This window comes from Streptomyces caniscabiei (assembly GCF_014930365.1).
Classification (GTDB): Bacteria; Actinomycetota; Actinomycetes; order Streptomycetales; family Streptomycetaceae; genus Streptomyces; species Streptomyces caniscabiei.
Window position 1 is genome coordinate 1 of the sequence record NZ_JABXWI010000031.1, and the last position, 15,877, is coordinate 15,877.

Consider the following 15,877-nt stretch of genomic DNA (forward strand, 5'->3'; position numbering starts at 1 on the left):
CTTCCGTCCCCCCGGCGCTGTGGGCGTTCGCCTACGGGTGGGCGGGGCTGGTCGGCGACTACAGCCGGGGCCTTTGGATCTTCGCTTGGTACATGACCTCGCACTGTGGGGTGATCTGGTGCGCATCCAGAGTTCCGCCTGACGCCGGATCACCCGATCTCCCCGGCCGGGTGGTTGAGGGGAGACCCCGGTGAACGGAATCTGGGGCATCGTCGGCGCGGCAATCACCGTGCTCGGCGTCGTCATAACGGGGTTCTTCACATACCGCGGCACACGAACGGCGGCCGCGATCCAGGCGGCACCGCAGGCCGACGCCACCAAGTTCGCCGTCCTCGAGGCCACAGTCAACCGCGTGGACAAGGAGAACGGGCAGCTGCGCGAGCGAGTGTCCCGGCTGGAGTCCCTCGTACGCGCCTTCAGCCGGTCCGCGGACCGGTGGACCCGGCAGATGCACCGGTCCGGCATCGATCCCGAACCCGCTGACCCGCTGGTGGACGAGTACAACCGAACTGGAGTCTGAATCCATGACCACGGTCAAGGGCAAGCTGATCGGGGCCACGAACCCGCAACGGGTGGAGATGCAGGCCCTCCTCGTCGACGTGACCGGAAAGCCGGCCGTCGGCTACGTCCCCACCCTCGACGGCGAAATCGTCAGCACGGTGCACATCCAAGCCGATGACGACGGCGACTGGACGGCCAGCCTGACGGCCAACACGCTGGTGGAGTCCACCTCCGGCGACACCCTGTGGGCGGTCCAGGAAGGGCGGCTCAAGGACGGCACACCGCTCATCACGTACGTCCTGGTGCCCGAGTCCGGCAGCGAGTGGTGGGTGGGCGACCTGCGCGTCGACCTGTCCGACACCCAAACCGGGCAGGGCACCGTGGTCTACGCACCCGGCCCGGCCGGACCCCAAGGCCCCGCCGGGGCCACCGGAGCAGCGGGCGCCGACGGCGAAGACGGGCAGGACGGCGACAGCGCGTACGAACTTGCGGTGGCTGCCGGTTTCACCGGCAGCGAGGCGGAGTGGCTGGCCTCCCTCGTCGGCCCGCAGGGAGACACCGGTCCGGCCGGACCCCAGCCGTCCCTGGGCGCGGCCGGCGCCGGTGCCGACGTCGCACTACGCTCCACCGACCCGTCGACGACCAACGCCCGCACCCCCACCGCACACGCCGCCTCGCACGCCTCCGGCGGCACCGACCCCATCACCCCGGCCTCGCTCGGCGCCGAGCCCGCCGGGACCGCAGCAGCGGCCGTCACCACACACGCGGGCGCCACCGACCCGCACGGCGACCGCGCCTGGGCCGACAACAAGTTCGCCACCGCCACCGCCCTCGGCGCCTTGAACACCGCCGTCACCGACCTCGACGGATTCGTGCAGGACTGCCTCACCCGCGTCTCCGCGATCGAGAACGGAACCGCCTGGCTGTCCGGCCTGAACGTGGCAGGCAACGCCCACGTCTCCAACGGAGACCTCACCGTCGCAGACGTCGAGAAGGGATACCGATTCCGGCGCGGCGGAGACGCCCTCGACCTGGAAGCCACGGGTGCCGACCTGATCCTGTCCAACTGGTCCGGAACCGGCTTCAACGGCACCCAGCGCAGCTACGACCGGTACTCGGCCGACGCCCTGAACGTGCAGCACGCGGGTAAGCGCGAGTACGTCGACGGCCTCTACGGAACGGCCGTCCACACCATCGACCCCGCCACCGGTGTCGCTGCGCTCGGCGCGAAGAACAGCCAGACCAACATCCGCCTCGTAGGACGACGGGCGACCGCCGGGCCGCCAACGACGGGCGTGTGGGCGGCGGGTGACACCGTTCAGGACTCGGCCGGCGCCTGGTGGCTGTGCACGGGAGCGGGGGAGCCCGGCACGTGGGTGACCCCTGCGGCGCCCGGCTCCGAGTGGACGCCCGCCGACCAGGGCCTGGCCGCCTGGTCGATGGACCCCGCCTCGTGCACCGCGGCGGGCACCACCCTGTCCGCCGGATTCATCTACCTGGTGCAGCTGCTCCTCAGGGCGCCCGCCACCCTCACCAAGGTCCACGCGGTGCTCGGCGCGGCCGGGTCCGGGCTCACCTCCGGCCAGTGCCTGGCTGGCTACTACGACACCGCGGGCAACCGGGTCGGCGTCACGGCCGACATGTCGACGACGTGGAACAGCGCAGGCAACAAGGCGATGACACTGACCGGCTCATACGCGGCCCCGGCGGGCAAGCTGTACGCGGCGTTCCTCTTCAACGGCACCACGTCGCCGACGTTCGCCTGCGGCAGCACCCTCGGCGCCAGCTTCACCCCCGGCAACGCCAACCTGACCGCAGGCGCGTACCGGTTCTGCCGCAGCGCCGCCGGGCAGACGTCCCTCCCGACGAACATCACCCTGTCCGGATACACGCCGGACGCGAACAACGTGTGGGCCGCCGCCAGCTGACCGCACAGCCCCCGGGCGCGGCCTACCGCAGGTAGTAGTTGCGGAGCATCTGCCGCAGCCCCGGCAGATCGAACTCCGGCGTGTACTTCCCCGCCCCCGCCCACGTGCGGTACCCGCCGTTCGGGGCACACAGCGAAGGACGCCAGCCCGCGCTGGTCCGCACGCACTCGAACGCCTCGACCGTGCCGTCCCGGTCCCGGTCGTAGTTCGGGTGCTCCAGACCAAGGATGTGCCCGAACTCGTGGGCGACCCCGTTTCTGCGGTAGATCTCGTTCGTCGTCGCGTTGGTGGAGAACCAGTTCGGGACGGTCCAGTACTCCGAGTCCATCAGGATGTGACCGCCCCACGCGGAGCCGTCGGCGGTGTCGTAGCAGGGCAGGGCCCGGCTGACGCCCGCAGTCCCGGCGGGGCGGTGCAGGTAGTGCACGACGATGCGGTGCCGCGGCGGGCACACCTCCACGGGCGTGGTGTCCAGGGTGCTCGACACGGTGATCTTCACGCCGACGTTGGTGGTGACGTTCCCGGCCGGGATCTTGAAGTACGGGGTGAGCTTCGTACGGGCCGTGGTGTTCGCGAACACCACGGTGTAGGGCCCCGGGTGGAGGGAGTAGATGCCGTGGACGGTACCGGCCTTCCAGCCGGTGCCCTTGTAGACCGGGGTGGCGGTGGTCGCGGCGATGAGCGCGGTCGAGGCCGCGATGGCCGATATGGCGGGGAGCAGTGTGCGGCGGATGCGCCGTTTTGTGGTGGGCATGCCCTTCAGTCTGGGCACAATCCGGCGCACCGTTGCCCTGGCACGGACCCCGCCCGACCGGGGCCACGGGACCGCCCGTACGTACGATGACGGACATGACCACGCCCCTCGACAGACCGAAACCGCCTGCCCCCGTGTGCCCGCCCGCCCAGGTCGGCCTGTGTGCCAACTGCCAGCAGCCCTGCCACCGGTACGGGGCCGGAGGGAACCCCCTCTGCCCGGTCTGCCTCCCCCCTGTCCGCGCCCGACAGGGAAAGAGGAACACGTAGCGGAAGAACTCCGGCTCCACCAAGGCCCGGACAGCCCGCGTTGTCGGTGCTCGCAAGTACGGTTGGGGGCAGTTCGGACTACCGAAGGGCCCCAGGGGTTCCTCCAGCGCCGGGTGGTCCCTGCACAAGGAGGCCAGCGTGGCCAAGAAACCGACAGTCAAGATCAATCAGAGCGCCTTGAAGAAGGTCGCCCAGAAGGCGGTCAAGGGGATGGCCGGGGATCTGACCCGGGCCCTGAACGGCCTGATTCCGACCTACCAGGGACGACCCCTGGACGAGGTCAAGGCCGCAGTGCAGCGCGCGTGGTCACGAAACTCGGGCGGCGGCAGCATCACAGATCCGGAGCTGACGAAGTTCGCTGAGGAGATCGCGGCCGGACGCCGTGTTGAAGTGCGAGGCAAGTCATGACCGACGGCCAGTTCCTGCACTACGACGGTCCTGCCGCCGTCGACGGCACCGAGTTCCCGAACGTCAGCCTGCGCGAGCACCGCGAGGGAGGCGGGTTGCGCTCGTGGGACGGCTCCGCTGCCATGGGCCTCTCCCAGGCGCCGGAGGGCTTTGCTCCAGACCTGTCCGGGCGCGATGCCGTTCCGGTGGAGCTCCCTGACGGTCGGCGCGGCAACGCGCTCGTTACCAACATCCACTTCGACGGCCGCACATGGCGACTGGAACTCACCGGGACCGGCCCGGCACCCGGATACCCTCAGCCGTGACCTGACCGTTGGCCCCGCTGATCGGCGGGGCCAACGCCGTTCCGGGATCAACGTGCAACCAGGGCAAGCGCTGGGATGGATTCGTGCGACGGTGGCTCCATGCCCCCAAACGTCATCCCAGGGACGCGTCGGTTCGACCTGCCCGACGCGGAGATCACTGCCCGCTACGACGCAGGCGAGTCGGTTCTCCCCATTGCCGAGGCGTACGGCGTGTCAACTCCGGTGATCTACCGCATCCTCCGCGAGCAGGGCCGCACCCTACGCCTTCCTCGCACCACGCCCCAACAGCGTGACGCCGTCGTCGCCCTGTACCAGACCGGCCTCAGCGACACTGAGGTAGCGAAGCGACTCGGTCTCTCCAGGACGACCGTGCGAAAGATCGTGGCAGAAGCTGGCGTGAAGAGGCTGACTCCCCAGCAGCTGGCTCAGAAAGAAGTGCACAGCCCGGTCATGCGGGAGATCGTCCGACGCCGCCAAGCCGGGGAGACGGTGCGCTCGCTCGCCACGGAGTACGGCATCGCCCGCAACACGCTGGCGCGACGCCTGGCCCGCGCGCAGGACGGACCGCCCGGCGACCCCACTGGTTCCCGATAAGCTCACATATCGCCAGGGAAGATCGCTAGAATGTGACCATGCCCAACGCGACGCCACAGGCAGGCACAACCCGCTACCTATGCCCGCTCGAATGCGGCTGGCACCACGATGTGCCGCCACCGAGCCCGATCCGCATCGCCGAACTAGGCACGCGAGGACTCTTCGCGGAAGTCGAGCAGACGGAGACGTCGCTTCGAGAACACCTTGATACGCACACCACCGAGCAGTTCGTCCGTACCATCCAGGGACTGCGGAGAGAGGTCGCGCAACTGCGGCGTGAGCGCGACGAGGCGCCAGGGACGTGAGCGAGAACCGTCTCCCAGTCAGACCTACCGACGGACCGCTGCTGCCCGAGCAGTTCGACGACCAGCTCCGCGCCCGCCTCGCCGCCCTCGACGCCGCCAGCGACGACCACGCCGCCGACCAACGCCCCGACAACACCACACGCGCCTACGCCGGAGACTGGAAGACCTGGGAAGCCTTCTGCACCCAGCTTCAGATCCCACCCACCGCCGCCACCCGCGGCACGCTCCGAGCCTTCGTCGACTACCTCTGGAACCGCGAACAGCGCGCCTACTCCACCATCGACCGGAAGCTCGCGGGCGTCGTCGTTACCCTCCGGCGGCCGCCGTACAACGTCCTCGTCGACCCCGACGCCACCCGCGCCGCCCGCGAACTCCTCAAGGACTACCGGAAGAAGGCCGACGCAGCCGAAGAACCCGCGCGCGGCCGCGGCAAGGCCCCCGCCATGCGCCTATCCGACCTCCGCCTGATCGTCTCCAAGTGCGACACCGACATCTTCGGACTCCGCGACCGCGCCATGCTCCTCCTCGGCTTCGCCATCGCCGCCCGCCGCGCCGAGCTGGCCGGCCTGCGCCTGCGGAACATCCGCGACGACGACAACGGCCTCCTGGTCGACGTCCGCGTCTCCAAGACCGAACCCCGAACCGTCGCCGTCCCCTACGGCAAACACCAGCAGACCTGCCCCGTACGCGCGTGGCACGCCTGGCGCGACGCCGCGCAGATCACCGACCCGGACCGCCACGCCTTCCGCCGCATTCACCACACCGGCGCCGTCCAACCCCAGGGCCTCACCCCGCAGCGCGCCGGCGACCTCATCACCGCTGCAGGGCTGCGCGCCGGGTTCGAGGAGCTGTTCACCGGGCACTCCGTGCGCTCCGGCATGGCCACCGAGGCACGCCGTGCCGGGAAGGACCGCAAGGCCATCGCTGCCGTCACCGGCCACGCGGACGGCTCCAAGGTCCTCGACGGCTACATGCAGATCGTCGACCAGTGGGACGAGAAGGACAACGCCCTCATCGGACTCGGGCTATGACGCCCGCTAGCAGAAGGACAGCATGACCGTTCACGAGCACCTCGCCGAATGCATCTGGGACGACATCCGCGACAGCCCGACCGAGGCGGCTGCGGTGTTCCGTACGCAGAAGCTGCACACCAGCGGCCAGCTCGACAGCGCTTACGCAGACTCCATCGGTAGTTCGGCACGATTCCGCCCCGCACGATGGCCGGTCCACCAGACAGCTGCCTTCGCGTACATCCACACCCTCATCGGCGCCGGACACGTCGCCTTCGTACCTATCAGCACCGGTGGCACACCGGGCCCCGACGCCGACCGTACCGGCAACGCTGCTCTGCTCGAGCACACTTGCCCGCCCTTCAGCGCCGAACTGGACATGACGCAGAACAGCGCCGACTACGACGGAACCCTGGACTGGGACCAGCCGATCCGCCTCGACCGCTCCACCGGCACCTTCTACTACGAGGACGGCTGCGCCAGCACCACGCAGTCCCGCCTCACCTACCTCGCCTCCGCCGGGCCTGGATGGGCGCCGCTTGAGGTCGGCGACTCCTGGCCCTCCCGCACCCTCATGCACCTCTACCAGTTTGGGGCCGTAGCGCGCTGGCCCTACGGGTCTGAGCACATCCTGCTGTTCATCAACTTCGGGTGGGGTCCCCAGGGAGAGATCCGTGCCCATTGGGACGACGAATCCACTGCCGACCTGATGTGAGCCCCCGGGTGCTATCTACGCCGTCTCCCACCAGTCCTCGGCGCCGTTGTAGTCCAGCTCGGGCGGGTTGGTCTGCACCGTCAGGAAGCCCTGGGCGGTGCCGTACGCGATGAAGTCGACGAGGGCAGCGGCCTGCTCGGCGGTCAGGTCGCGGTCGATGACGAAGGTACGGCTGTTCCCGCTGCCGCGTCGTCCGCTGCCCTGGCTGTGGCGGCGGGCTCCGGTGGCGCGGAGCATGGCGGTGGCCGTCTCGAAGTCCTCGATCCCGCCGAGCTGCAGGAGGACCGGCGGCCGCGGAGTGCTCACCGCTTGATCTCGCCTGCGGTGGAGGGGGAGCCGCCCAGCTTCCACCCGGTGCCCTGCCGGGCCCGGTACGTGGCGCCGGCGTCGATGCGGGCCTTGTTGCGGGCGAACTCCCGCTCTGCGGCAGTGGTGTCCCACTCGCGTGGTCCTGCACTGCTGGGGTCCTGCGCCTGCTGTCGGCGGCGGCCCTTGCCGCGGCGTCGCGTGTTCACGGCCGCAGCGTAGCGGCCCGAACGGATTCTCCTCGAGCCGTCGGGCGGGTGCGGCTCCGGGCCGTCGGCGAGGGCTCGGGCTTCTGAGGCTCGGAAGTCCTCCCCGGGATTCGGTCCAGCAGCCGGAACGCCCGCTCACTCTTCTCCTCCGACCCGTACAGCGCCGTCCCCAGCACGACCGCTCTGGTGACCAGCCCGAGGCCGACGACGGCGACCACCAGGGCCGTAGGGATGCTGATCTGAACGGGGGTGGTGGTGGCGCGGGGCATGGGCGGGTCCTCGTGGTCGGCGTGCCCGGCATGCTATCCGTGGGCCGCCTGATCTCCGGAATTCGGTGCGAGCGCGGGCTCGCAGGTGCTAGGGGTCAGCGGTTCTCGGGGGTGTCCCAGAAGCCGGTGTGGGCGACGACGTCGGCGGTGACGGGGGGTTGGCGTTCGGCGAGGAGGGGGTGGGTGGCGGCCATCTGCCGGATGAGCATGTTGGGGTAGCGGGAGACGACGGGGTTGCCGCCCTGGCCGATGATGACGGCGTGGACGCCGTCGGCCGGCCGTAGGCGCTTGGGCAGGTAGGCCTTCAGCGCGGCGGCGGTGAGCGGCTCGAGGGTGTGCTTGGGGCCGACGGCTTCGAACTCGTAGTCGGGTGCGCGGACTTCGTAGGTGCCGTCGGGCAGGGGGTAGAGGTGGCGCATGTCGAGGCGGACGACTTCGCCGGGGCGCAGGCCTTCGAGGAGGAGGTAGGCGATGAGGCGGTCGCGCCGGTAGTGGCGGGCGCGGTCGGCTCCCCACATGCCGATGCAGGTGAGGAACACGGCCCGCTCCATGGCGGTGAGGCGCTTGGGGGGTTCGGCGTCGCGGTCGACTCCGGAGCGCAGGAGGGTGAGGTCCGGGGGGAAGCGGATGACGTCGTGGTCGCGTGCGGCCTCGTAGAACTGGGTGAGGGCGGTGATGCGTTTGTCGTGGGAGCGGGCGACGTCGGGGTGGTGCTCGGCGAGGTAGGCGAGGGCGTCGGGTCCGTCGAAGGGCCGGCCGTCGAGGACGTGGTGGAGGTGGCGCTGTTCGGACCAGCGGGCGACGTGGTGGGGGTCGATGTCGTACGGGTCGACGCGGGCGGCATCGCACCAGGTGAGCCAGGAGGTGACCTCGCGGCGGTAGGTGTCGCGGGTGGTGTGGCGCAGGGTGCTGCCCTCGAGCCAGGCGTCGAGCAGTACGCGGGGGTCCATGCCCCTATGGTGCCCAGTTCTTTCCGTCAGGCAAGTCTTTACGGAACCTCGGACTCCCCTCATCCAAGGTGCGCCGTGGGTTCTGCGCGTGGGGATGTGCGGGGTCTTGCGCGCGATGCCGCTCTTGGTGGGTGGTGGGCCGGGGTTCCGTAAAAGTACTGGTGGGAGAGCGAGAACGGGGGACCCGCCCTCCCACCAGGCGCCCGGCGGAGCGCGTGACACACAACCTACGACCGCACGCGCCAGACGTTCCCCTGGCACGGTTCCGTGTCAGGAGCGCACGGACCGCGCAGGGCACTCGGCCGCCCAGTGCCACAGCTGGGCGGGCTCTTGGCGGTGCTCGGGGCAGTCGGCGCGCTGCCGATCGCCCGACACCCCGCCGCACGGCTCCTTCGGACACGTACAGGACGCGAAGGAGCCGCCCAGGAACGTGGTCCCGTGCTGCTCGTAGCCCGATGCCCGCGCGACGGCCTCGACGTTCCGCTCCACGGCCATGGTCAGTCCTCGTCGCCGTAGTACTTGGCGTAAGGGTCGAAGCCGTCGTCGGCGGCCGCGCGCATCTCGTCGTACTCCCACTCCCGAGCCCGCTCGTCCTCCTCGGCCCGCTCCTCCGGCGTCAGGGCCGCCCGGCGCGCTTCCTCCGCCGCCCACTCGGCAGCCACCCGCCGCTTCCAGGCAACGGCGTCGAAGTCCCGGTCCGTGGAGCACGGCTCGTCGTGCGGGTGCGGTCGCCGGGCACACGTCTCGGGGAGCACCAGGAACGGATCCAACCGCTGCCCGCACACCGCCGGGCCGGACTGCGCGGCCAGGACCGCGGTGTACTTCCCGCCGCCGGCCTGCTGGGCGGCACGGGCCTTCTTCGCCGCGGTCGACTGCTTCTTCGGCACGGTCATCAACTCCGGATCCCGGCGGGTCCCCACGCCTTCCGCCGCACAGAGGTGCCCGTGGCAGGAAGGGGATACTGCTCGCGCGGGCCCCGGAGGACCTTCACCTACCCTGATCGCGGCGTGGGCGCGACGTACGGGTCACAGGCTGGCGGCAGTACGCGTCTGGCCGCTGGTGCTGAAGCTCGAGTCTAACCGCGGCCGCTGACAACCCGGATCACATTCCGGGGAGCGGCTCCTGGTCAGGTTCCGGGGCGGCGCGCGTGGCACGAGAAGCATCGGCTGCCGAACACCGGCTCGCGCCGCATCCACGAGTGCTGTCCGCTCTCCCTCTGCGTGCACCGCTCCGTGACGCGCAGCGTGTCCAGAGCCTGCTTCGCTCGAACGATGAGAGTGCTGTTGTGGCTCATCTCGCTGCCCAACAGGCCAGCGATCAACCGTGTGAACTCTGCCAGCCGATCCCGCTCCCCTCGCACCAGGGCGAGTTCGGCCTGCATGGCGCGGATCAGCGCGGCCGCATCGCCGTCACCAGCCGCCTCCAGCCTGCTCGCGGCGTCATCGGGTGAGGGAAGGGCGTTCACGGGTCTCCTCCTACAGGCCAGGAATGGTGTCTTGGTCGACGGTGTGCCGGTCGTGTCCGGCGTGGTGGTCGGGATCGCATTCCGGGTCCAGTTCCCTCAGCCTCGAGGCTGGCGCCCGCAGTTCCCTCCCGCAGCGGCGGCACCACACACGCCGGCGTGCCCCGGGTACGGGCCCGGTCAGGGGTTCCTGCTGCTCGCGTGCCATGAGACCAGTGTCTTCCTCAGAACGGGTAGCAGCGTGACGAGATCCAGGAGTAGGCTGCGCCCTGCGCGATCAGTATGTGAGAGGCCACCAACCCCGGTACGGGGCGGTGGCCTTCGGCGTGTCCGAGGCCAGTTGGCCGAGCTGATGGCCAGCTCTGTGACCTGGGCGGTGAGGGTGGTGGTCAAGCCAGGGTCTGCTGCTGGCCCGGTGTGACGCGGTGGAAGCCGGCGTCACCCATGTCGGCGGCTGACCATTCCTCCTGGCGGCCGTCTTCGTGGGTGAGGAGGTAGTACACGTGGTTGTCACCGGAAACGAGACAAGATCGGTAGTCCCTGTCGGATCCTGGCACGCCGGGTCTGTCAGCGATCCATGATTCAGCCACTGTCCAAGTTCCGTCGGGGTTGTGGAGCCGCTCCCCGTTGGCGGCCCTTCCTCGCTGAGTGGCGGGGATCTCGGGCCGCTTGGGCGGCGGGGGTGCCGGGGGGCGGGTGTCTGCGGCATGCTCGCCGTCCACCCACAGGGCGAACGTGCGGACGGTTTGGTCCCCGTATCCGTTGCGGAACGTGGACGATGTCCACTTCACGGTGTAGGGGTTGCCGTCCGGGTCGAGTTCCGTCCGGTGCCATGTCCCGCGGCCCAGCACGCCGTTCCAGTCAGCCCAGAACCTGTCGTCGTTGGAGTATTCCGTGACAAGGGGTCCTGCGCCTCGTCGGCTTGCATAGTTGGACAGTTGCCACACGTCACTTGCCTCCCGTCTGCGGCGCCAGGGGAATGTACTCCCAGGTCCATCCCGCGTCCGGCTCTACCTCGTTCAGGTGGGTGAGTAGCGCGTCGATGTCGGCGCGTGGGATCTGGGAGGACACGGTGCCGCCGTGGCGGCCGTCCGACGAGTAGACCTCGTAGGTGCCGGGAGTGCGCATGCGGGGCGGGAAGTAGGGCATCGGGTTGTCCTGTCGTGTCGGCGGTCAGGCGGCGGGTCGGTAGGGGCCCCAGCCGCCGCGCATCATCGGGTTGTGCGGGCGGTCCTCCAGCTCGACCGGGAGGTCGGACCAGATGACGTGGCTGATGCCGAGATCGATGGCGGCTGCGATGCGGTGGTGGCCGTCGACGAGCCAGGGCTGGCCCTGGAAGGTGCGGATCATGACGGGGAGGGCGAGGCCGTCGCGGCGGATCTCCTCCAGCAGCTCGGGGTAGTGCTCGGACCGGCGCTTGTGGTTGAGGACGTCGCGGACGTAGAGGGCGTCGGGGGTCTGGTCGTCGTCGACGGTGAGCATGTCGAGGATCTGGGCGACGGGGATGATGCCGAGCATGGGCGGGCTCCGTTCGGTCAGGCGGCGAGGCCAGCGTCGGCCTGGGCGAGCTTGATGCGGGGGCGGTAGTCGGCGTCGTCCTGGTCGCGGGCCAGCTCGTAGAGGAACAGGGCGTCGGCGTCGTCGGCCGGGGCGGGAGCGGGGCGCTCGTACACGGTGGGCTCGGGCCGGGTGAGGACGAACGCGATGCGGTGGACGGTGTACTCGCTGATCCGGTCGAGGTTGAAGCCGCGCTCGGCGTCGGTGGGGTCCTCGAAGTGAGCGAGGCGGCACATGGCGTGGACGCGGATGCCGCCGTCCTTGGTGGTGCTGATTTCGAAGGGCTCGATGGTGCGGACCTTCGTGGTGCCGTCGCGGTCGGCGTAGGTGATGGTGACGGCGTGCTGGCGGTCGATGGCGCGGTACAGGTCGGCGAGGGTCTTGGTCGTGGTCTGGGTGCCGGTGCGCTTCATGGTGTCCCCCGCGGTGTGCTGTGGTGTTGCCACCATCATAGCCATACTCCATTGCATAGGCAAGAAGTATGGAGTAGCTTGGTTTCTGTGAGGCCGGATCCCGCCGGTCCACACCAGCAACACGCCATACCCCATGGCACCCGTACGAAGAGATGGAGGACACTGGCGTGGTCAACGCCCCCACGCGCCCGCCCGCACGTCCCGACGGCGGCCGGCGCCCGCCGAGAGGACCCCTCGTGGCCCGCAGCCCCCGCCTGACCCCCGACGTCGTCCGTGCCCGCCTGACCGTCGCCGCCGACCGGCTCACCGAACGCGGCGACAAGGACCTCGCCGAGGCCGTCCGCGCCGTCATGCAGCCGCGGGGCTGGGAGCTGCTGAAGCCGGCCCCGGCCAGCGGCGGCCACCGGAACCTGGCCCTGTGGATGAACAAGGCAGCCAAGGAGCGCATCGAGCAGGCGGCGAAGGAAGCGGGCGAGTCTCTCGCCGAGGTCGTCAACGACGGCTACCGCAAGTTCCTCGCCGGCGAGTTCGTCCCCGCCCCCCTGGCCCGGGCCCCCCGCGGCTCGGCGCCGGAGAAGGAAAACCTGAACGTCCGCCCCGACAACACCCTCCGCCAGCAGGTCGAGGAGTCAGCCGCTGCGAAGTCGGAGGAGCTCGGCTACCCGGTCAGCGCCTCCCGCGTTGCGATGGCCTACCTCTTCTCCGAGTACGGCGAAGAGGACCTCCTGCTCCAGTAGCACGCGCGGGTGCGGGCACCGCCCCGGACGCCGACACCGGCCGGCCCCGCACCCCGCCGCACAACCCCATAGGGAAAGAGACCTCATGGCGCACGCCACCGAGGCCCCCGCGAGCACGACCGCGGAGGGTCAGACCCAGCACACCCAAAACCAGGCCACGCAGCCCGCCCGGCGCCGCGGTGAACTGTCCCCGGCACAGATCGGACTCCTGCTGCGCGGGATCGACCCGATGCGTGTCGGGAAGGACGGGAAGGGGTTCGCCCACGTCGAAGCGTGGGACATCCGCCGCCACCTGATCCGCGTGTTCGGGTTCGGCGGCCACGACACCGACATGCTCGAAGCCACCCTCATCTCCGAGACCAGCGAGATGAGGCGGAAGCGCGGGCAGAACGGCCAGGAGTACGGGGATCCGTACGAGGCGTGGACCGTGATCTACCGGGTCGCCGTGCGCCTGACAGTCAAGGTCGACGGTGTGGTCCTCGCGCAGTGGCACGGCGTTGCCACGGGCGACGCAGCCAACCAGCCTTCCCGCGCGGACGCTCACGACCTGGCGCTGAAGACGGCCGACTCGCAGGCCCTGAAGCGCGCGGCCACCAACCTGGGCGACCAGTTCGGACTGTCGCTGTACAACAAGGGCCGCCTGGACCCCGTCGTACAGGGCTCGTACGCCTACCTGAAGCCGAAGGCGGAGCAAGCGGATCAGGAGTTCAAGGACGACAAGGTGGAGCCGGAGCCGGATGTTGCTGCGGCCCGGGGAGAGGCCGACCAGGCCGTCTCCGTCCCGTCGTCTGCCGCATCGCAACAGACGCCCGCTGGTGAGGACCCGCTGCCGCGCCTGATGGCGCAGATCGCCAACTGCTGGGACAACCAACTCGCCCTCCTGCAGATCCGGATCGACGGCAAGCAGAAGGGCGTCTCGGAGCGCCAGGTGCAGGGGCCGCCGCCGGAGCACGAGTGGACGACGTTCGACGCGCTGCTGGACGTCCGGATCGAGGAACTGAAGCAGGCCGCCGTCGGCGGCACGAGCGAAGGGAACGCTGCCTGATGCCGCCCGCCGCCAAGAAGCCCCGTACCGCCACGCATCGGCCGGCCACCAGGAGGCGCCGCTTCCGCCACGACGACCTCGTCGCCGTCGACCTCTTCAGCGGCTTCGGTGGTCTCACCGAGGGCATCAAGCGCGCCGGGTTCACGACGATCATGGCCGCGAACCACAACGAGTACAAAGTGCAGGTCCACGAGGCGAACCATCCGGAAGCCGAGCACTGGATCGCCGACCTCGTCGACCCACAGGCGTCCGACTACCACTCGGCCCGCGACCTCCCCGCCGCAGACCTCCTCGTTGCGGGGGTCAGCTGCGTCAACCACTCGCAGGCGAACACCACCAAGGCGTACGAGCACGGACTGACCCTGTTCGGGATGCACGACCCGGACTACGAGGCGCGAGTCACCAAGTCGGAACGGGACCGGGCCACGGCGAACTGCGTGCTGCACTACGCGCAGAAGCACCGGCCGCGGATGATCCTGGTGGAGTGCACCACGGGGCTGCAGTCGTGGGGCAAGGCGGTGCCGGGCAAGAAGTACGGTGACGGGTCGACGTACCGGTGGTGGCTGCAGCAGTTCGAACTGCTGGACTACAACCACAAGGTGCTGTTCTTGAACTCGCAGTTCTTCGGGGTGCCGCAGTCACGGAACCGGGGCTACTGGGTGTTCGTCCACAAGTCCCTGCCGATGCCGGACCTGGAGCACCGGCCCGTGTCGCGGTGCCACGGCTGCGGCACGGACGTCGAGGCCGTCTGGACGTGGCGTACCGGGGTCCCGGCGTCCGGGCTGGTGGAGTACGGCAAGCAGTACGACTACCGGTGCCCGTCCTGCCGTCGTGAGGTGGTGCCTCCGATGACGCCGTCGCTGGCAGCGCTGGACCTGACCGACCTGGGGACGCGGATCGGCGACAAGCCGATCAAGACTTTCACGGACAAGAAGACCGGCGCTGTGACCCGTGGGCCGTTCGCCCCGTCCACGATGGCGCGCGCCCAACGGTGCCTTGAGCGGTTCGGTGACTTCCCGGCGGTACTCATGCCGGCGAAGGGGGTGCACGGCTCCGAGCGGCACCCGTGGCAACCGATGTCGACCCAGACCAGCCAGCAGGAAACGGCTCTGCTGCTCGCCGTCGACAACTACCAAGGCGCGCCGCGGGGCGCGGATCAGCCGCTGCCCACACAGGTCGGTTCGGAGACCTTCGGCGTGGTGTCGGCGGGGGTGGTCCCGTACCGGAACAACACCGTGCCCACGATGCTCCAAGAGGCGATGCCGACGTTCACCGCCGAGCAGATACCAGGCGTCCTCTCGGCTACCGGCACGGTCAGCCACGAGGGCATCGCGGTGCAGTGGCCCCACCAGCATGGGCAAGGCCTCGCCGGCCTGGCTCAGGCACAGCAGATGCTGTTCTCCGGCTGGTACAAGCAGAACGGGACCAGCCCCAACCACGGCACCGCGCCGCACCCGCTGACCGATCCGCTCGGCACGATCACCGCCCACGACACCACAGCGCTGCTCAACGCCCAGTGGCATGCCTCGCTCGCCGACCTGCGGCTGGAGGACTGCTACTACCGGATGATGAAGGAACACGAGATCGGTGTCGGCTGTGGTTTCGACGTCGACTTCGGTACCCGCAAGGGCACGTTCATCGTCTGGGGACCGGCCCGTGACCAGATCAACGGCTTCGGTAACGCCGTGAGCCCGCAGGTTGGTGAGTGGATCGGGCTGCGGTTGCGCCATGTCCTCCACAGCCCCCAGGACTGCGGCCCAGCCGACTTCCAGGCAGCCGCCTGATCCGCCCCTTCTGTTCGTCGCCCCACCGACGCGCGCGCAGGGACCGGTTTGTCCGGCCCTCGCGCGCGTGCTTGTTCCCCCTGCTCTCGGAAGGACTGTTCATGCCGCCTAGTCGTGCGTCGATCTTGTTCGGTGTGTTTCTGCTCGTGCTGTGTGCCGTGTCGGCGGTGAGGTGTGCGGTGCGTGGCGAGTGGTGGTGGGCGGCTGCGGGTGTAGCCGCTGTGGTGTTCGTGGGTTGGGATCTCCTCGGAGATCTGGCGGAGCGCCGCTACTACCGGGCCCGCCGGCCTTCGTGAACGTCCCTGCGTCGCGTCTGATTCGTCTCTCGTCTCTGCCTCTCTGATCGAAAGGTTTCG

The 15,877-nt window shown here is 69.6% G+C and carries 23 protein-coding genes; 11 read left to right on the forward strand and 12 right to left on the reverse strand.

Going from position 1 to position 15,877, the window contains the following annotated elements; all coding sequences use genetic code 11:
* The first annotated feature begins 190 nt into the window (after window positions 1-190).
* Together HW837_RS49370 and HW837_RS44800 are read left to right on the forward strand one after the other, a co-directional pair.
* Entirely contained in the window at window positions 191-520 is a 330-nt protein-coding gene (locus HW837_RS49370; protein ID WP_237270673.1) for an MbeD family mobilization/exclusion protein, read from the forward strand.
* A gap of 4 nt (window positions 521-524) precedes the next feature.
* Window positions 525-2,429 carry a hypothetical protein gene (locus HW837_RS44800; RefSeq protein ID WP_193382940.1) on the forward strand — a complete coding sequence of 635 codons (1,905 nt, stop codon included), beginning with the start codon at window positions 525-527 and terminating at the stop codon, window positions 2,427-2,429.
* A gap of 22 nt (window positions 2,430-2,451) precedes the next feature.
* On the opposite strand, the gene HW837_RS44805 is transcribed toward HW837_RS44800, so the two are convergent.
* The gene (locus HW837_RS44805) at window positions 2,452-3,183 is read right to left on the reverse strand and encodes a M10 family metallopeptidase domain-containing protein (RefSeq protein ID WP_193382939.1); all 732 of its coding nucleotides are present in this window, start codon (window positions 3,181-3,183) and stop codon (window positions 2,452-2,454) included.
* 407 nt (window positions 3,184-3,590) lie between these two features.
* On the opposite strand from HW837_RS44805, the gene HW837_RS44810 reads away from it, so the two are divergent.
* The 6 genes from HW837_RS44810 (at window position 3,591) to HW837_RS44835 (ending at window position 6,789) form a co-directional block, all read left to right on the forward strand.
* Window positions 3,591-3,860, forward strand: a complete 270-nt coding sequence (locus HW837_RS44810; protein ID WP_193382938.1) for a hypothetical protein — start codon at window positions 3,591-3,593, stop codon at window positions 3,858-3,860.
* The gene (locus tag HW837_RS44815) at window positions 3,857-4,165 is read left to right on the forward strand and encodes a hypothetical protein (protein ID WP_193382937.1); all 309 of its coding nucleotides are present in this window, start codon (window positions 3,857-3,859) and stop codon (window positions 4,163-4,165) included. Before HW837_RS44810 ends, HW837_RS44815 begins: the two co-directional genes overlap by 4 nt.
* Before the next feature lie 99 nt (window positions 4,166-4,264).
* Window positions 4,265-4,759, forward strand: a complete 495-nt coding sequence (locus HW837_RS44820; RefSeq protein WP_193382936.1) for a helix-turn-helix domain-containing protein — start codon at window positions 4,265-4,267, stop codon at window positions 4,757-4,759.
* A gap of 38 nt (window positions 4,760-4,797) precedes the next feature.
* Window positions 4,798-5,064 carry a hypothetical protein gene (locus tag HW837_RS44825; protein WP_193382935.1) on the forward strand — a complete coding sequence of 89 codons (267 nt, stop codon included), beginning with the start codon at window positions 4,798-4,800 and terminating at the stop codon, window positions 5,062-5,064.
* On the forward strand, window positions 5,061-6,095 hold the full coding sequence (locus tag HW837_RS50185) for a site-specific integrase (protein ID WP_193382934.1): 1,035 nt from the start codon (window positions 5,061-5,063) through the stop codon (window positions 6,093-6,095). The genes HW837_RS44825 and HW837_RS50185 overlap by 4 nt, the downstream gene beginning before the upstream one ends.
* A gap of 22 nt (window positions 6,096-6,117) precedes the next feature.
* Window positions 6,118-6,789: a hypothetical protein gene (locus HW837_RS44835; RefSeq protein WP_193382933.1), complete on the forward strand. Its 672-nt coding sequence runs from the start codon at window positions 6,118-6,120 to the stop codon at window positions 6,787-6,789.
* Between the two features lie 15 nt (window positions 6,790-6,804).
* Here the strand turns inward: HW837_RS44835 and HW837_RS44840 are convergent, their stop codons facing one another.
* The 11 genes from HW837_RS44840 to HW837_RS44890 all read right to left on the reverse strand — a co-directional run bounded on the left by HW837_RS44840 (window position 6,805) and on the right by HW837_RS44890 (window position 11,994).
* Window positions 6,805-7,095: a hypothetical protein gene (locus tag HW837_RS44840; RefSeq protein WP_193382932.1), complete on the reverse strand. Its 291-nt coding sequence runs from the start codon at window positions 7,093-7,095 to the stop codon at window positions 6,805-6,807.
* Window positions 7,092-7,304: a hypothetical protein gene (locus tag HW837_RS44845; protein ID WP_193382931.1), complete on the reverse strand. Its 213-nt coding sequence runs from the start codon at window positions 7,302-7,304 to the stop codon at window positions 7,092-7,094. Before HW837_RS44845 ends, HW837_RS44840 begins: the two co-directional genes overlap by 4 nt.
* On the reverse strand, window positions 7,301-7,573 hold the full coding sequence (locus HW837_RS44850; RefSeq protein ID WP_193382930.1) for a hypothetical protein: 273 nt from the start codon (window positions 7,571-7,573) through the stop codon (window positions 7,301-7,303). Before HW837_RS44850 ends, HW837_RS44845 begins: the two co-directional genes overlap by 4 nt.
* A gap of 95 nt (window positions 7,574-7,668) precedes the next feature.
* On the reverse strand, window positions 7,669-8,523 hold the full coding sequence (locus HW837_RS44855) for a hypothetical protein (protein WP_193383569.1): 855 nt from the start codon (window positions 8,521-8,523) through the stop codon (window positions 7,669-7,671).
* Window positions 8,524-8,793: 270 nt separating this feature from the next.
* The gene (locus HW837_RS44860) at window positions 8,794-9,018 is read right to left on the reverse strand and encodes a hypothetical protein (protein ID WP_193382928.1); all 225 of its coding nucleotides are present in this window, start codon (window positions 9,016-9,018) and stop codon (window positions 8,794-8,796) included.
* 2 nt (window positions 9,019-9,020) lie between these two features.
* The gene (locus tag HW837_RS44865; RefSeq protein ID WP_193382927.1) at window positions 9,021-9,416 is read right to left on the reverse strand and encodes a hypothetical protein; all 396 of its coding nucleotides are present in this window, start codon (window positions 9,414-9,416) and stop codon (window positions 9,021-9,023) included.
* A 233-nt stretch (window positions 9,417-9,649) separates the two neighbouring features.
* On the reverse strand, window positions 9,650-9,988 hold the full coding sequence (locus HW837_RS44870; RefSeq protein ID WP_193382926.1) for a hypothetical protein: 339 nt from the start codon (window positions 9,986-9,988) through the stop codon (window positions 9,650-9,652).
* Window positions 9,989-10,374: 386 nt separating this feature from the next.
* Window positions 10,375-10,542 carry a hypothetical protein gene (locus HW837_RS44875; RefSeq protein WP_193382925.1) on the reverse strand — a complete coding sequence of 56 codons (168 nt, stop codon included), beginning with the start codon at window positions 10,540-10,542 and terminating at the stop codon, window positions 10,375-10,377.
* 391 nt (window positions 10,543-10,933) lie between these two features.
* Window positions 10,934-11,134 (reverse strand): hypothetical protein, encoded by a 201-nt coding sequence (locus tag HW837_RS44880; RefSeq protein WP_193382924.1) that lies wholly within the window; start codon window positions 11,132-11,134, stop codon window positions 10,934-10,936.
* A gap of 24 nt (window positions 11,135-11,158) precedes the next feature.
* A complete protein-coding gene (locus HW837_RS44885; RefSeq protein ID WP_193382923.1) occupies window positions 11,159-11,503 on the reverse strand; it encodes a ParB/Srx family N-terminal domain-containing protein in 345 nt (114 codons plus the stop codon).
* A 17-nt stretch (window positions 11,504-11,520) separates the two neighbouring features.
* Window positions 11,521-11,994 (reverse strand): WYL domain-containing protein, encoded by a 474-nt coding sequence (locus tag HW837_RS44890; RefSeq protein ID WP_193382922.1) that lies wholly within the window; start codon window positions 11,992-11,994, stop codon window positions 11,521-11,523.
* A 197-nt stretch (window positions 11,995-12,191) separates the two neighbouring features.
* Between HW837_RS44890 and HW837_RS44895 the strand changes: the two genes are divergently transcribed.
* The 3 genes from HW837_RS44895 to HW837_RS44905 all read left to right on the forward strand — a co-directional run bounded on the left by HW837_RS44895 (window position 12,192) and on the right by HW837_RS44905 (window position 15,521).
* Complete coding sequence (locus HW837_RS44895; protein ID WP_193382921.1) at window positions 12,192-12,692, forward strand: hypothetical protein; 501 nt, start codon at window positions 12,192-12,194, stop codon at window positions 12,690-12,692.
* An 85-nt stretch (window positions 12,693-12,777) separates the two neighbouring features.
* On the forward strand, window positions 12,778-13,737 hold the full coding sequence (locus tag HW837_RS44900) for a Rad52/Rad22 family DNA repair protein (protein WP_193382920.1): 960 nt from the start codon (window positions 12,778-12,780) through the stop codon (window positions 13,735-13,737).
* Window positions 13,737-15,521 (forward strand): DNA cytosine methyltransferase, encoded by a 1,785-nt coding sequence (locus HW837_RS44905; RefSeq protein WP_193382919.1) that lies wholly within the window; start codon window positions 13,737-13,739, stop codon window positions 15,519-15,521. The genes HW837_RS44900 and HW837_RS44905 overlap by 1 nt, the downstream gene beginning before the upstream one ends.
* The last annotated feature ends 356 nt before the right edge of the window (window positions 15,522-15,877 follow it).

What these genes read in the sequence shown, in the direction of transcription:
- HW837_RS44890 (WP_193382922.1), bottom strand. Translation starts at nt 11,994, where the DNA reads ATGATGGTGGCAACACCACAGCACACCGCGGGGGACACCATGAAGCGC.
- HW837_RS44815 (WP_193382937.1), top strand. Translation starts at nt 3,857, where the DNA reads ATGACCGACGGCCAGTTCCTGCACTACGACGGTCCTGCCGCCGTCGAC.
- HW837_RS44820 (WP_193382936.1), top strand. Translation starts at nt 4,265, where the DNA reads ATGCCCCCAAACGTCATCCCAGGGACGCGTCGGTTCGACCTGCCCGAC.
- HW837_RS44880 (WP_193382924.1), bottom strand. Translation starts at nt 11,134, where the DNA reads ATGCCCTACTTCCCGCCCCGCATGCGCACTCCCGGCACCTACGAGGTC.
- HW837_RS44850 (WP_193382930.1), bottom strand. Translation starts at nt 7,573, where the DNA reads ATGCCCCGCGCCACCACCACCCCCGTTCAGATCAGCATCCCTACGGCC.
- HW837_RS44860 (WP_193382928.1), bottom strand. Translation starts at nt 9,018, where the DNA reads ATGGCCGTGGAGCGGAACGTCGAGGCCGTCGCGCGGGCATCGGGCTAC.
- HW837_RS44905 (WP_193382919.1), top strand. Translation starts at nt 13,737, where the DNA reads ATGCCGCCCGCCGCCAAGAAGCCCCGTACCGCCACGCATCGGCCGGCC.
- HW837_RS44865 (WP_193382927.1), bottom strand. Translation starts at nt 9,416, where the DNA reads ATGACCGTGCCGAAGAAGCAGTCGACCGCGGCGAAGAAGGCCCGTGCC.
- HW837_RS44900 (WP_193382920.1), top strand. Translation starts at nt 12,778, where the DNA reads ATGGCGCACGCCACCGAGGCCCCCGCGAGCACGACCGCGGAGGGTCAG.
- HW837_RS44800 (WP_193382940.1), top strand. Translation starts at nt 525, where the DNA reads ATGACCACGGTCAAGGGCAAGCTGATCGGGGCCACGAACCCGCAACGG.
- HW837_RS44885 (WP_193382923.1), bottom strand. Translation starts at nt 11,503, where the DNA reads ATGCTCGGCATCATCCCCGTCGCCCAGATCCTCGACATGCTCACCGTC.
- HW837_RS44825 (WP_193382935.1), top strand. Translation starts at nt 4,798, where the DNA reads ATGCCCAACGCGACGCCACAGGCAGGCACAACCCGCTACCTATGCCCG.
- HW837_RS44855 (WP_193383569.1), bottom strand. Translation starts at nt 8,523, where the DNA reads ATGGACCCCCGCGTACTGCTCGACGCCTGGCTCGAGGGCAGCACCCTG.
- HW837_RS44835 (WP_193382933.1), top strand. Translation starts at nt 6,118, where the DNA reads ATGACCGTTCACGAGCACCTCGCCGAATGCATCTGGGACGACATCCGC.
- HW837_RS44805 (WP_193382939.1), bottom strand. Translation starts at nt 3,183, where the DNA reads ATGCCCACCACAAAACGGCGCATCCGCCGCACACTGCTCCCCGCCATA.